General features: G+C 44.7%; 12 protein-coding genes. 9 read left to right on the top strand and 3 right to left on the bottom strand.

Annotated features, from left to right (window positions below; genetic code table 11):
* Nucleotides 1-3: 3 nt before the first annotated feature.
* A complete protein-coding gene (locus HYN48_RS02825) occupies nt 4-1,911 on the bottom strand; it encodes an ATP-binding protein (RefSeq protein WP_181248513.1) in 1,908 nt (635 codons plus the stop codon).
* Between the two features lie 253 nt (nt 1,912-2,164).
* On the opposite strand from HYN48_RS02825, the gene HYN48_RS02820 reads away from it, so the two are divergent.
* The 8 genes from HYN48_RS02820 (at nt 2,165) to HYN48_RS02795 (ending at nt 11,565) form a co-directional block, all read left to right on the top strand.
* The gene (locus tag HYN48_RS02820) at nt 2,165-2,893 is read left to right on the top strand and encodes a metallophosphoesterase family protein (protein WP_108369689.1); all 729 of its coding nucleotides are present in this window, start codon (nt 2,165-2,167) and stop codon (nt 2,891-2,893) included.
* 142 nt (nt 2,894-3,035) lie between these two features.
* Nucleotides 3,036-3,800: a LytR/AlgR family response regulator transcription factor gene (locus tag HYN48_RS02815; protein WP_108369688.1), complete on the top strand. Its 765-nt coding sequence runs from the start codon at nt 3,036-3,038 to the stop codon at nt 3,798-3,800.
* 192 nt (nt 3,801-3,992) lie between these two features.
* A complete protein-coding gene (locus HYN48_RS15260) occupies nt 3,993-4,157 on the top strand; it encodes a hypothetical protein (RefSeq protein WP_181248512.1) in 165 nt (54 codons plus the stop codon).
* A gap of 1,086 nt (nt 4,158-5,243) precedes the next feature.
* Nucleotides 5,244-6,311: a sensor histidine kinase gene (locus HYN48_RS02810; RefSeq protein ID WP_245945976.1), complete on the top strand. Its 1,068-nt coding sequence runs from the start codon at nt 5,244-5,246 to the stop codon at nt 6,309-6,311.
* Nucleotides 6,312-6,554: 243 nt separating this feature from the next.
* Nucleotides 6,555-8,588 carry an ATP-binding protein gene (locus HYN48_RS02805; protein WP_108369686.1) on the top strand — a complete coding sequence of 678 codons (2,034 nt, stop codon included), beginning with the start codon at nt 6,555-6,557 and terminating at the stop codon, nt 8,586-8,588.
* 184 nt (nt 8,589-8,772) lie between these two features.
* The gene (locus HYN48_RS15150) at nt 8,773-8,961 is read left to right on the top strand and encodes a hypothetical protein (protein WP_146171705.1); all 189 of its coding nucleotides are present in this window, start codon (nt 8,773-8,775) and stop codon (nt 8,959-8,961) included.
* Between the two features lie 624 nt (nt 8,962-9,585).
* Nucleotides 9,586-11,088, top strand: a complete 1,503-nt coding sequence (locus HYN48_RS02800) for a tetratricopeptide repeat-containing sensor histidine kinase (protein WP_181248510.1) — start codon at nt 9,586-9,588, stop codon at nt 11,086-11,088.
* Between the two features lie 15 nt (nt 11,089-11,103).
* Entirely contained in the window at nt 11,104-11,565 is a 462-nt protein-coding gene (locus tag HYN48_RS02795; RefSeq protein ID WP_108369684.1) for a response regulator, read from the top strand.
* A 43-nt stretch (nt 11,566-11,608) separates the two neighbouring features.
* Here the strand turns inward: HYN48_RS02795 and thiL are convergent, their stop codons facing one another.
* Entirely contained in the window at nt 11,609-12,655 is a 1,047-nt protein-coding gene (gene thiL, locus HYN48_RS02790; RefSeq protein ID WP_108369683.1) for a thiamine-phosphate kinase, read from the bottom strand.
* A 334-nt stretch (nt 12,656-12,989) separates the two neighbouring features.
* Between thiL and HYN48_RS02780 the strand changes: the two genes are divergently transcribed.
* A complete protein-coding gene (locus HYN48_RS02780) occupies nt 12,990-13,478 on the top strand; it encodes a DinB family protein (protein ID WP_108369681.1) in 489 nt (162 codons plus the stop codon).
* Between the two features lie 38 nt (nt 13,479-13,516).
* On the opposite strand, the gene HYN48_RS02775 is transcribed toward HYN48_RS02780, so the two are convergent.
* Nucleotides 13,517-14,497 carry a helix-turn-helix transcriptional regulator gene (locus tag HYN48_RS02775; protein ID WP_108369680.1) on the bottom strand — a complete coding sequence of 327 codons (981 nt, stop codon included), beginning with the start codon at nt 14,495-14,497 and terminating at the stop codon, nt 13,517-13,519.
* Nucleotides 14,498-14,560: the final 63 nt, after the last annotated feature.

Here is a 14,560-nt window from a genome sequence, read left to right as displayed (position 1 = left end):
CAGCTATTTAACGGTTAATGGGAAATTCACTGTTATTGTAGTGCCGAAGTCCGGCCGGGAATCAATTTTTAGTTTGCCTTGCAGCTCGCGGGCGCGTTCCTTCATATTTCGGAGTCCAAGGCCTTTTCTGGTGTTTTTCTTTTCGAAGCCCTTACCGTCATCATGCACTTCCATACGAAGATTGTCACCCAACTGGTTCAACGTGACGCGTATGGATGTGGCTTCGGCGTATTTCACAATATTCTGGATGGCTTCCTGGAGGATGCGGTAAAGTTGCATTTTAGTATTGTTGGAGAATCGCTGCCAGTCGATTTTTTCATCTGAGATCAGGGTGGTTTGCATCCCTGTTGCAGCTTCGGCGGTTTGCAGCATGTTGCGTACGACGGGAATAAAGTCATTGCCCTCACTGAAGGCTTTTCGGCCAAGATCGTACGCGATGTCCCGGATTTCCTGCTCTACCTCGCGAAGCGTGTCAATGTGCGCGAGGGATTTCCGGATGGTTTCCGGGTCGTTTTTCCTGCTCAATACAAAAAGGTTCATGCGAATCGCTGAGAGTTTGCCCATCACACCGTCGTGGAGTTCGCGTGCGATGCGTTTCTTTTCCTGCTGACGGCCTTCATCGTGCTGCTGCTGCTGGGCGAGTCGCAGCTCGTACAACTCGCTTTCTGATTGCTGCTGGCGGCGGAGGATGGCGAGCTCGCGATTCCTGAGTCGCTGGCGGTTCAGCAGGTAGGTGATGATCATCAACAGGAAGGCAAGTCCGAACAGTCCTGCTACGATCATAAGTTTCTGGTCTTTTTTAGCATTTTCGGCCTTGAGTTGTTTTTGTTGTTGGATGAGGTTGTCTGTTTCGAACTCGATGCGGGCGAATTTGTTGGCGTTTTTTCGATCCGCCAGCTGCAGACTGTCATCGGCTACACTATACATATCCAATAATTCAGTAGCTTTCCCTGGCTGTAAAATGACGAGCTGGTGAATTATTGGCAACATTTCACGCTTTAAGTTATGCGTACTGGCTATTTCATACGCGCGGTTAGCAAAAAATATTGCTTTTGGAATGTCGTTCGATAGGGTGTAATACTCAGATAAATTTAAATTGGACCCTATTATGCCAGGATAATAATTAAGACTATCCTTTATTTTTAAAGCTTCGTAGAGTAATGCTGGTAAATTCGCGAAATTCTTTGTCTTTAATCTGGACATGGCAAGATTCTCTTTTATGGTGGCATACAGTATGGGATTATCATAATAAATCCTCAATTTTGAAGCCATTTCGAAAGTCTTTATGGACTCTTTGTACTTTTTGGAACGTTGTTGAATATATCCGAGATTATTCAACCATCTGGCGCGCTCTTCGGAATGGTTAGCGAATGTACTAATGTACTTAAAGGAAGAGTTTTGAAATTTTAAGGCCCTGTCGAAATCTTTCAGTTCACAATAAGTGATACTTAGCAATTTGTAAGAATTATATTCAACAAAGGCATTTGAATTTGGACTTACATACTTCAACGCTTGAAAAGCGGTTTTTTCTGTCCCCAAGAAATCACCACTATTAAATTGCAATGAACCTTTTTCTAAAGTGACCCGTGCAGCATTCGCATAATCATTTAGCGCCAAATAAAGCTTTTCAGCTTTAAAGTAGTTTTTATAAGCTAACTCCACCATATATTTGTTAGAATAATAGTCGCCCAAGAATTTATAAGCCTTTGCCGTATTTTGACTATCACCAGCTTTTTGAGATAACTGAAGTATTTTTTCGCATGTTTGCTTATACAAGTCCAATTCATTCATATTCCAAAACCTCGCTGCAACTTTAAAATAAAATTTTCTATTTAAAGAATCATTGATTTTAGAAGAAAGGATTTTTAATGCTTTAGAATTAAATTTAAATCGTACGTCAAATGGTAACAATTCACTATTTGCTTTTTCGAGATATAATTTTAGACTATCATCATTATAACCGTATGCCCGATATCTCTCCGTGTGATTACATGAGACGCAAATCAACAACATTATTTGAAGTACTCTTTTCAAGTGATGGAATTTCGTCAAATATAAATATTACGCATCCAACTTATTACCGAATGTTGACACTACGTTACGCATTTTCCACAGCAAATGTTAAATTTTCGAAACCACGAGTCACTTTCCGTATTTTTAAAACATGAGAACATTGGTCATAGGCGACATACACGGCGGGCTGCGCGCGGTACAGCAGGCATTTGAGCGTGCAGGCGTTACCCCCGCCGACAAGCTGATTTTCCTTGGCGACTATGTCGACGGCTGGAGCGAATCGCCGCAGGTACTCGATTTGCTGACGGCGCTGGCGCAAACCAACGAGTGCGTATTCATCCGCGGAAACCACGATGCGCTGCTCTATGAATGGCTGCACGGGCATGACGACAACCTGCTCTGGTACCAGCACGGCGGCGAGGCCACGGTGAATGCCTACGCGAAGGTCTCGCAAGCAAAAAAGCAACAGCACGCCTCGTTCCTTGAAAAACTCGAGAATTACTACCTCGACGGCGAGAATCGCCTGTTTGTACACGCGGGGTTTACAAACCTCAATGGCGTAGCGTTTGAATATTTCCCGAAAATGTTTTTTTGGGAACGCACGCTTTGGGAAACGGCGCTCGCGCTCGACCCTACGATGGAGCGCGGCCACCCGCTGTACCCCAAGCGCTTTACGCTCTACAAGGAAGTCTTCATCGGGCACACCCCCGTGACGCGCATCGGGATGACGGTGCCGGTGCACAAGGCGTGTGTCTGGAATGTCGATACCGGCGCAGCATTCAGGGGGCCATTGACCGTAATGGACGTAGATACCAAGGCGTATTGGCAGAGCGACCCGCTGCCCATGCTGTATCCGGGGGAGCAGGGCAGGAATCGATAGCGGTTGTCTTCGCCCGGATGAAACCGCCGGACGGGCACTAAAAAAAATCACACCGTTACAGACTGCGCCGTTTATAACTTGTTGGTAACTACCCATTCCGCCCGTTGTATCCGACTGCGGCACAACGTACTTTAGTGGGTTAATGAAATACTCCTACATCATTATCGACGACGATCCCGAAAGCGTGGCCAGGACCCAGTCCCTGTTCGACGAGTTTTCGAACTACTTCCTGCTCGGGACGGCATCGACCTATGAGGATGGGGTCAACCTGATCCTGGAGCACAAGCCAAAGCTCGTGGTGATGGAAATCAAGCCGAAATACAAGAAGAACGGGCTGTCGCTGGGACTCATCAACGAGCTGTTCCGGTTCGTAAAGCTGATGCCAAAAATCGTCGTGCTCACCAAGGGCAAGGACATGGCCTATGAGGCGATCAAGCATGAGGCGTTCGATTACCTCGTAAAGCCGCTGGGGATCCATGAGCTGCGCAAGACGCTGATCAAGTTTGAGCGTGGCACCGAGGCGCTGCCCACGACGCTCTGCATCAAATCGTATGGCGATTACCGCTTCATCGACATGGAGGACATTGTCTATGCGAAGGCCGACAACAACTCGACCGACATTTATATGGCCAATGGCGATATGGTCACGGCATTCAAGACGATGAAACATTTCGAAACCACGCTGCCGTCGGAATTCATCCGGATACACAATTCGTACATTATCAACATCAACCACGTATCGCGGATCCACCTGGGCAATAACGTCTGTTACCTCAAGAACAGCAAAGTGCAGATCCCGTTCTCGAAATCCTATAAAAAGAATGTCGACATGCTGATCCACCTGATCACGACCAACGAGAACAAGGAGCTGAGCAAGATTTACCTGAACCTCGACAACATGAATTGACGCCCTTTGCCTTATTTTGGGTAAATGCCTGTAAGTCAAATCCTCTCAAAAACCATCCATCCACACCTGTAAGGCATCCAGTTACATATTCAGGTATTTCTACGCAAGCCTTTTTGTACGAATCCCCGTAGTTTTACACCATCGATTTGAACAAACAGAAAAAAATTAATAACATCCCCTAAATTGAACATCATGAAAAAAATTATCTTAATCGTAGCAATTGTCCTGGTAGCAGTAGTTGGTTTGACTTCTTTTAATGGGAAAGAGGTTAGAAAAGACGAAAAAGGGAAAGCACTTTTTGCCGAATTGAAAGGTGATCCGCAAAAGGTTGCGACAGGAACAAAGAAACCTGACTGATATTTACATACTTTATCAAAAAAGGCTGTCAAAATTTTGACAGCCTTTTTTTATATTCAGATTTTACTATTTTTGATTAGAATCCGATTTAACTTGAAAAACCAACATTTTTTACTTCTATCCGTTATTCTCTTTATCTTATCAGTTTTAAGCTGTAATAAGAGTGAGAATCCGATATCAACCATCGAGCGTTCAGATAGTCTCGCAATTTTCTTCGACCTTGCTAATGACGATTCCGTTCCGTCTAAAAAGCGTTTTCAGTATGCTAAAAAAGCCTTATCAATTATTTCGAAAGAGAAAAACGATTCGATGAATAGGGTTAATTATTTTAAGGTGGCAAACAGGTTTTTCAACATGAATAAGCTAGAAGATTATAAGAGAACAGTTGAAATTCTCTTGCCGAAAGCAATAGAGGCGAATGATACTCTTAGCATAGCGAAAGCCCATGAGTATATAGGTGATTATTTTGGAAAAAAATTTCAGTCGGAAAAAGCGTATTCGGCATATTTAGAGGCTGAAAAATTATATATATCAAAGGAAAAATACTCTAGCACCGCTAAAGTGGTTCTGAACAAAGCTATTATTCAATTAAATGAGAAAGATTTTGTTGGCAGTGAAAAATCCGCATTTAAGGCACTAAAGATTTTAAAGAAAACTAGTGATGAGGAACTAATGTATCAAAGTTACAATATTTTGGGTATTATTTACGATGAGTTAGCTGAGTACAACAAATCAATCGAATATTACGAAAAGGCTTTAAAAATTGCAAAGTCAGGTGACGTTTCTTCAGATATTCAGGCTAAGGCAACAACTTTAAATAACCTCGGCGCATTGAATCAAAAAAAACAGAAATACCAGAAAGCGCTTGAATATTTCAATCTGTCATTAAAGGAAAAAAATCTGTATTCAGACAATCTTCTTTTATATGCTGCCCTCAAATATAATATTGGATACTCAGAATTTAAGATGAAAAATTACACTCATTTGCCCGGACTCTACCATGAGTCTCTGCATCTGGCAGATAGTTTAAAATTCACCCCCAGCATAATCGCTTGTAAGTTAAATCTTTCGGAATATTACCTAGAGATGAAAGACACTCTAAAAGCATTCAATTTTGCTTCTGAAGCATATTCTACGGCAAAAGCAAACAGCAATTCGAAAGATGTTTTAAACTCCCTTAAACAATTGTCAAATGTAAACCCGATAAAGGAGGCTTTTTATTCTGATGAATATATCAAAATAAATGACAGTCTTCAATTAGTCGAACGCCAAACCCGAAACAAACTCGGCCGTATAGAATACGAAACTGACGAACTTGTAACCGAGAAAGCCAACCTCGTCGAGCAGCGCAAGACCCTAACCTATATCGTCCTCGGTATCATCCTGATCGGTGCCTTTATTTTTGTTATCCGTACTCAGGCGGCGAAAAACCGCGAACTCCGGCTCGTGCAGGAACAGCAGGCCGCCAATGAGGAGATCTACCGGCTGATGATTACCCAGCAGGAGCAGGTCGAGGAAACGCGGCAGGCAGAGAAAAAACGTATCGCACAGGAAATCCATGACGGGGTGCTGGGCAAGTTGTTCGGGACGCGCATGCACCTCGGGCTGCTCAATGACAGGGACGGCAGGGAGGCCCATACGGAACGCACGGCCTATATAGACGAACTCAAGACACTCGAGCAGGAACTGCGCGAGATTTCGCACGACCTGAACTCGGAAAAGCAGGCGGTGGCCAATAACTTCGTCCAGATGGTTACAAATTTCATCGCCACGCAACGTACTGTCTGTAAGGCGGCCATCACTATCGACATCGACCGGCAGATTGACTGGGCCAGTGTGGACAGCCTCGCCAAGATCAACCTGTACCGCATCCTGCAGGAGGCCTTCCAGAATGTTAACAAGCATGCGCAGGCCGCCAAGGTAACGGTAACCTTCAGGCAGGTTGAAGACAACATTGTGCTGACGGTTTCCGATGATGGCATAGGCTTTAACTATACCAAAAAGAAGAAAGGCATTGGCATGCTCAACATGCATTCGCGTATCAATGGGTCTGGAGGTACGATGACGGTCAGGACCATGCCGGGAGAGGGGACGAATCTCGATTTTGTATTGCCGGTTGCGGGACGTGCTGACGGAAATAGCGAGGCATTATAGTGTTTTTGTAAGCTATGGCTGTTATGGTAGCCGTAGTAGGTTTGACTTCTTTTAATGGGAAGGCTGAAGTTAAGAAATCAAAAAACACTAGTTTATTGGCTTCAATGATTGAACCAGCTAAAAATGCTGGAGGCACTAAAAAACAAGATTAAATAGATCTTAAAATATAATAAAAAGGCTATCAATTTTGATAGCCTTTTTTTGTATTTACTTTTTACTATTTTTGGATTGAATTCTACTACCTTGAAAAGTAAATACTTATTGCCTCTTATAGCTGTCTTTTTTATATCCTTAATCGGATGTGATAAAAAAGCACATTTAAAAAAACTTCCTGAAAATTCGGATAGTTTGCAAATTCTGTTTGATTTAGCAAACGACGACAAAATCGTTTTTTCAAAAAGGCACCAATACGCCGAAAAAATACTGTCAACTATTTCTAAAAACGACAACGATTCGCTCACCCGCGTTAATTATTTTAAAGTTGCTAATAGATTTTTCAACATGAATGCGTTGGAAGATTATAAAAGTACTGTTGAACTTATTATTCCAAAAGCGAACGAGGCTAGAGACACATTAAGCCTTGCGAAGGCGGATGAATATCTAGGGGATTATTTTGGAAAAAAATTCCATTCTGAGAAAGCATATTCATATTACTTTGATGCGGAACAGCTATACAGCGCAAAAAAAGAGTACGCAAAAACAGCCAAAGTTGTAATAAATAAGGCAATAATACAGTTAAATGAAAAGGATTTTGTAGGCAGTGAAAAATCCGTTTTTAAAGCTTTAAAACTTCTTCAAAAAGAAAATGATGAGGATTTACGGTACCAAGGGACTAATATTCTCGGTATTATCTACGATGAGCTAGCAGAGTACAGTAAGTCGATTGAATACTATGAAAAGGCTCTCCAAATTGCAAGCACTGGTAATGTATCGCGCTCTATGCAAGCAAAAGCCACTACGTTAAACAACTTAGGAGCATTATATCAAAAGAAACACAAGTATAAAGAAGCATTGGAGTATTTCAATCAGTCATTTCAGCAAGAGAATTTATACGCAGATAATCCACTGCTTTTTGGTAATTTGAAATATAACATTGGCTATTCTATGTTCAAGCTGAACGATTTTAGTAAGCTACCTAAATTATATTACGCCGCTTTAAAGATTGCAGACAGCTTGAAATTTGCGCCAGATATCATCGCTTGCAACCTGAACTTGTCGGAGTTTTACCTTGAAAAAAGTGACACTTTAAAGGCCAGGGATTTTGCTACAAAAGCTTATCTACTTGCAAAAGAGAATCGTATTCCTAAGGACATCTTGACGTCTCTGAAACAAATGTCATTATCAGATCCTAAAAGAAAGTCGGATTATTCGGAGCAATACATTAAGATTGCAGACAGTTTACAGCTCGCTGAACGCCAAGTTCGAAACAAGCTAGGTCGTATCGAATACGAAACCGACCAGCTAGCCACCGACAAAGCCAACTTGGTCGAACAACGCAAAACCCTAACTTATATCGTCCTTGGTATCATCCTGATCGGTGCCTTTATTTTTGTTATCCGTACTCAGGCGGCGAAGAACCGCGAACTCCGCCTGGTCCAAGAGCAACAGAAAGCCAATGAGGAGATCTACCGCCTGATGATTACCCAGCAGCAGCAGCGCGACGAAGGCCGCCAACTGGAAAAGAAACGTATCGCCCGCGAATTACACGATGGCGTCATGGGGCAACTCACTGCCATCCGGTTAAACCTGTTTGCGCTGCGCCGGAAGCAGGATCAGGAGACGATACAGCATGCCCTGACATTTATAGATAGGATACAGGATGTTGAAAAGGAAATCCGCAGCATTGCGTACAACCTGGATTCTCCATTGTCAGGCCATACCGATTTTTCAGAGGTCATCCAGACAATCTTTTCAGGCCTGGAGCAACATTCAGGCATCCGTTTTTATCTTGAAACTGAGGATTTCGTTGATTGGGATTCGGTATTGATTGAAACCAAAGTCCAATTGTACCGTATACTTCAGGAGGCGCTGCAAAACATCGTTAAGTACGCACAGGCCGACAAGGTCGTGGTGCACTTGGGAAAGCAGGGGACAATGATCCGTATTGTGGTCGAGGACAACGGCATCGGTTTCGATACAAATCAAATTCGTAAAGGACTCGGCCTAAAAAACATGCAGGAGCGGGCCCTCGAGCTTGGCGGCATGATGAAGGTCCAATCCGCACCCGGCAAAGGGACAAAACTTGAATTCCTATTGCCAACAAGACCGGTTTTGTAGAACAGATTTTACAATACCTGACTTCATTTACTCTCATGAGGCGGTCGTTTACCATTGAACGATAGCCAGTTACTATATCAGGGGTTTTTACGTAGGCGGTTCGCCCGAAGCATTGTAGTTTTACCACATCAAAATTGATAAAACAAACAAAAAATAACACCAATACCCCTAATTGAAAAGTATCATGAAAAAAATTATCTTAATCGCAGCGTTAGTTTTAGTAGCAGTAATTGGCTTAACTTCTTTTAACGGTAAAGAGCAACATAAAGAAAAAGGAAATAGCAGTTTGATTGCGCAGTTAACTGGAGATGGAGACAACAATACTGGGTTAGGAAATGGTGGACTACCAACAGGAAGTGGCAAGAGACCATAATCAAGATCTAATAAAAAAATTAAAAAGACTGTCAGCGCTGACAGTCTTTTTTTTTAGCTAATATTTTTTACATTTGACGGAATCAATAAAATAAACTTGAAAAATAACTTAATCGTTTTTTGTTCATTACTAATTTTTTGTTCTTGTAAAAAGAACAATAAAGACGATTCAGGATATAACAAACAAAACGGATTATCATCATATATAGACTTAGCAAATAATGATACGGTTGCCATACAAAAGAGAAGGGATTATATACAAAAGGCTTTAGCTATAATTTCCAAACAGGAAAACGACACTACCAAGAGATCGAATTATTTTAAGATAGCAAATCGTTATTATAATATTGGCGATTACGATAATTTCAAAAAATATACGAAAGAAGTAATTAGCCTCTCGGAAAAGGATAAGGATACTATAAACTTAGCGAAAGCATATACATTCATGTCAGATTACTATATCACTGTAAATAAGACGGATAGCGTATATGATTATAATTACAAAGCCGAAAAGCTTTACAGGAAATTAAATGATAAAGTCAATCTTACGCAAACTTTATTAAATAAAGCGGTTCTACAACATACATATAGAGATTTTTTAGGTTGTGAAAAAACAGCTGTTGAAATGCTAAGGATTTTAAAAACATATGATAATATTAAAATTGAATATGAAGCCAATAACTTATTAGGAATCGTCTATGCAGACCTTCAGGAATATGCGCTTTCAAAAAAGTATTATGAGCTGGCCATAGAAGTAGCGAATAGAAAGGATGCTCCTCCTGCATCACATTACAATGCGGTCACCGTAAATAATCTTGGCGCAATGTATTCCACTGCTGAAAATTATACACGAGCGAAGAAAGAATTCTCAAAAGCTTTACAAGAAAAAAACCTGTTTAAGGACCGTCCGGATATTTTTGCTATGTCATTAGACAATCTGGCATATGCAGATTTAAAGTTGAGCCAACTTGATAATTTACCAAATCAGTTTTACAAAGCACTTAAGATTAGGGACAGCTTAGGCATAATTCCCGGAATCATCACTAATAAAAAACATTTATCAGAATTTTATGCTGTGATGGGTGATACTTTGAAGTCAATTTCACTGGCAAATGATGCTTATATTCTGGCAACTAAAAATAAGCAGAAAAGGTCTATTTTAACTGTGCTAAAACAACTTTCAAAAGTTGATGCAAAAAATGCGCGTGCGTATTCTACAGAATATTATAAAATAAATGACTCCCTCGACATCGCCGAACGCAAAACCAAAAACAAATTCGCCCGTATCGAGTTTGAAACCGACGAGCTTGCCCAAAACAATGTCCAGCTTGTCGAACAGCGCAAAACCTTAATTTACGTTGCGCTCGCAATCATCCTGACGGGCATATTTGTGTTTGTGATCCGCATCCAGATGGCCAAAAACCGCGAACTCCGCCTCGTCCAAGAGCAGCAAAAAGCCAATGAGGAAATCTACTCGCTGATGATCAGCCAGCAGGATAAGGTCGAGGAATCCCGGCAGGCAGAAAAGAAGCGCATTGCGCAGGAACTGCACGACGGCGTACTGGGCAAACTGTTCGGCACGCGCATGAACCTCGGCGTACTCAACAGCCGCAGGGACGAAGAAGCAGCGCAGCAGCGCGTCGCATACATCGACGAACTCAAGACCCTGGAGCAGGAGATTAGGGAAATTTCCCACGACCTAAATTCGGAAAAGACCGCTGTTTTCAATAACTTTGTGCTGATGGTCAACAATTTTACCGAATCGCAACGTACTGTATGCCAGGCTGCTATTGTCTTGTTAATCGACGACAGCATCGAATGGGGCGTGGTACCCAACGCTGCCAAAATCAACCTGTACCGCATCCTGCAGGAAGCGTTCCAGAACATCAACAAGCATGCCGATGCCCGCCACGTCAGTGTAACGTTCGGGAAAAAATGCGGACTCATAGCAATGGAAGTGAAAGACGACGGCGTCGGATTCATTTACAGCAAAAAACGCAACGGGATCGGCCTGCAGAATATGCGGTCCCGCATCACCGCTTCCGGAGGGACGATGGACATCATCACCAAACCCGGCGACGGTACGACATTACAATTTGAATTGCCCCTAAGCTCAAGTATAAATTAACCTAACAACAAACACATGAAGAAAACTGTACAAGTCTTAATGGTGGATGACCATCCTTTTATCCTCCAGGCGTATAAGAATACGCTGGAGCGGTTTAAGCCCGACGAGTACCACATCGTCGACACGACGGCTGATTCCGGACAAACAGGATACGAGGTAATCGCCAACAGCGCCGTAACCTACGACGTGGCATTCCTGGACATCAGCATCCCGGCCTACGATGAACAGCAAATCGAGTCCGGTATCGACCTGGCCAAACTGCTCCGCCAAAAGATGCCCGGCTGCAAGATCGTCCTGCTGACCATGCATACCGAAAAACTGAAATTCCGCCATTTCTCAGAAACCATACAGCCTGAAGGGCTCGTCGTGAAAAACGACCTGACTTTCGAAGAATTGCTTATTGCCTTCGAGGACATCCTCGACGGGAAGGTGTATTACAGCGAGACCGTACAGAAAATGATGCAGGAACAGCAATAAAAACCATGAAAATGTTCCCGCTGGCAACGGTCAACAGGAACATTTAGGCTTCAAGCGCATCCCATCCCCTTGCACGCAAGGGGATTTTTGTATCTGCACGCGTGATCAGGTGGATACCCTCGGTTTCCTTTACCATATGCCCGATGATCGTAAAATTCGGGTTGCCCTTTATTTTCTCAAAATCGTCCATCTTGATCGTAAACAACAGCTCATAATCCTCGCCGCCATTGATGGCAACCGTGGTCGAATCAATATTGAATTCCTCGCAGGTCGCAATAAGCTGCGGGTCCAGCGGTAACTTTTCCTCATACAGGTTGCAACCCACTTTAGACGCCTTGCAGAGGTGTATGATTTCTGAGGAAAGTCCGTCCGAAATGTCAATCATCGCCGTAGGCCTGATTTCCAGTGCATGCAGCAGCGTACGCACATCCTTGCGCGCCTCAGGCTTAAGCTGCCTTTCAATCAGGTACGTATACGCATCGAGGTCGGGCTGCGAGTTCGGGTTCACCTGAAATACCTGCTTTTCGCGTTCGAGCACCTGCAACCCCATGTAAGCCGCCCCGATGTCGCCGGTCACCACGAGCAGGTCCATTTCTTTCGCCCCGTCGCGGTACACGATTTCGCCCTCATCCGCTTCCCCGATGGCGGTGATACTGATGATAAGGCCTTTCTGCGATGAGGTTGTGTCCCCGCCGATGACGTCAACCCGGTATTCTTTTGCCGCCAGTGCAATGCCGGCAAACAATTCGTCGAGCGCCTCCAGCGGGAAGCGGTTCGATACAGCAACCGAAACGGTAATCTGGGTGGGCAGCGCGTTCATTGCGCAAATATCGGACACGTTCGCCACGACTGCCTTGTAGCCCAAATGCTTCAGCGGCACGTAAGCAAGGTCAAAATGCACGCCTTCAATCAGCAAGTCAGTCGACACGACCACTTTCTTATCCTTAAAATCCAGCACGGCGGCATCGTCGCCAATGCCTTTTAAAGTCGACGGGCGGCTGGTTTCAAAATTTTTCGTCAGGTGTTCTATCAGGCCAAATTCGCCCAGTTGCGACAACGGCGTGCGCTGCGGATTTTTATCTTCTATCATGGTTGCGGTGCAAAGTTGTAAAGCCGCAAAGTTACAAAGTTTCTCACTGCCAATAGCGGCCTGCAGCCGATTACTGATTAGGGCGCGTCCCTGCGCAGGCTACGGGCCGGGCTGTTCGCTGTAGTCCTCGCCCTGCGGGCTGTGGGCTGCCGCTGCCATCCCTCGCGCGGCACCCGGCCAGGATGCGGCCCCGGGTTTTATCAGAATAGCCGTAGCGCCTGACGCCCTGGAAACGAGCCGGCGTAAAAAAAAAGTCAATTTAAAAATCACTGCTGACATACTGTTGTCATTCGCCCCGGATACCTTTGGACTATTAATCGTAAAAACTTATACCATGAATGCAACAGCCACAGCAACAGAACAGATCATCAGCCCATCACAACTCCTGGCACACTGGCAGGGACACCGCAGCCTAACGCGCCGCGTCATCGAGGCGTTCCCGGAAAAGGAATTTTTCGAATACAGTATCGGCGGGATGCGCACGGCCTCACAACTCGTCCTTGAACTGCTAGCCATCGGCGCGCCGGCCATGAAAGCCATCGTGGAACGCGACGAAAAGCCATACACTGAAGCCGGTAACGCCTTAACCACCAAAGCCCTGTTCCTACAGCAATGGGACGCAGACACGGATGCTATCAATACCTATTTTGCACAAGTCCCCACAGAAGATTTTGGCAAGACGTTCAATCTTTTCGGGCAGTATAATTCGCCCATCATCCACAGTATTTTGTATTTCATCGACAACGAAATCCACCACCGCGGCCAGCTCTATGTCTACCTGCGCGGACTGGGTGTAGAGCCGCCGTTTTTCTGGGAGCGGTAGTTTCTGAAAGGGAGATCAGGATGTTGTATCCGGTCTCCCTATTTTTTTTCCGGACGTTTGGTGTTCAATTTCTCCTGCCCAATAGTAAGCAATTCGGCGACGCGCGTTTTCAGGTCTTCCGGTTCGACGATTTCGGCGTAGTCCCCGAACATCATGTACCAGCGCGCAAAACCTTGTTGCGGATCACGGCTCATGAACGTCATCTCTATGCCTTTTTCGGTTTCCCTTTCTGACACGAAGCCATAGCCGCGTCGGTCGCTACTGATGTATTTGGCAACAGTTTTATCGATAAGGATGACAATCTTTACCAGATTTTCCTGCCGGTCCTGATGCAGATAGGTCTCAAGTGCCTCATGCGACAGGGTGAACGGCAAATCGGTGATGGTGATGTTGTGGATCCGGTCTGTCCGGAACTGCCGGTAGTCCCTGCGCAGGTGGCAATACCCAAAAATGTACCAGTTCTGGTTTTCATGAAACACCCCGACCGGCTCAATGACGCGTTCGAGCGGTCCGTCAGATTCGATGCCCTCATAGCGCAATACCACCTGCATTTTCTCGCCGATACTCCTGAATACTGACGCCAGTGCATTCGGCGCTTTCTGATTCACGGCTTCACTGCTGTTGCGGATCAGGACTTTCGATTCCATCTCGGTGACCACGTCTTTATCCGAACTTTTTAATACCGCTTTCAGTTTGTACATCGCCGAAGCGTAATGGTCCCCAAGTTCCTTATCGGTGAATTGCCGCATCAGTTTTTCGGCCGCAATGAAGCTGTGCGCCTCCTCGCGCGTAAACATCACGGGCGGCAGGCGGTAACCGTCCATCAGCGAATATCCTGTACCCGCTTCGCTGTAAATGGGGACGCCCGACACCTCGAGGGTGCGGATGTCGCGGTAAATCGTCCGGAGGCTTACCTCAAAACGGTCGGCCAGGTCCTGGGCACGCACCACCTTGCGCGACTGCAACTGGATCAGGATCGCGATAATACGGTCGAAGCGTTTGGGTGACTCGTCGTACATTTTGGTTCAGGGTACAAAGTTCAGGCTGCAAGGTAGCAAAGTTTTTCGACGCCCGGGCTGCAT

This window comes from Flavobacterium magnum (assembly GCF_003055625.1).
Taxonomy (GTDB): Bacteria; Bacteroidota; Bacteroidia; order Flavobacteriales; family Flavobacteriaceae; genus Flavobacterium; species Flavobacterium magnum.
The sequence above is the reverse complement of the archived record's forward strand: the minus strand, read 5'-3'. Positions and strand labels throughout refer to the sequence as shown.

Excerpts from the sequence above, each read along its gene's own strand:
- HYN48_RS02820 (WP_108369689.1), top strand. The coding sequence starts at position 2,165 with ATGAGAACATTGGTCATAGGCGACATACACGGCGGGCTGCGCGCGGTA.
- HYN48_RS02815 (WP_108369688.1), top strand. The coding sequence starts at position 3,036 with ATGAAATACTCCTACATCATTATCGACGACGATCCCGAAAGCGTGGCC.
- HYN48_RS15260 (WP_181248512.1), top strand. The coding sequence starts at position 3,993 with ATGAAAAAAATTATCTTAATCGTAGCAATTGTCCTGGTAGCAGTAGTT.
- HYN48_RS02810 (WP_245945976.1), top strand. The coding sequence starts at position 5,244 with ATGAAAGACACTCTAAAAGCATTCAATTTTGCTTCTGAAGCATATTCT.
- HYN48_RS15150 (WP_146171705.1), top strand. The coding sequence starts at position 8,773 with ATGAAAAAAATTATCTTAATCGCAGCGTTAGTTTTAGTAGCAGTAATT.
- HYN48_RS02800 (WP_181248510.1), top strand. The coding sequence starts at position 9,586 with ATGCTAAGGATTTTAAAAACATATGATAATATTAAAATTGAATATGAA.
- HYN48_RS02795 (WP_108369684.1), top strand. The coding sequence starts at position 11,104 with ATGAAGAAAACTGTACAAGTCTTAATGGTGGATGACCATCCTTTTATC.
- thiL (WP_108369683.1), bottom strand. The coding sequence starts at position 12,655 with ATGATAGAAGATAAAAATCCGCAGCGCACGCCGTTGTCGCAACTGGGC.
- HYN48_RS02780 (WP_108369681.1), top strand. The coding sequence starts at position 12,990 with ATGAATGCAACAGCCACAGCAACAGAACAGATCATCAGCCCATCACAA.
- HYN48_RS02775 (WP_108369680.1), bottom strand. The coding sequence starts at position 14,497 with ATGTACGACGAGTCACCCAAACGCTTCGACCGTATTATCGCGATCCTG.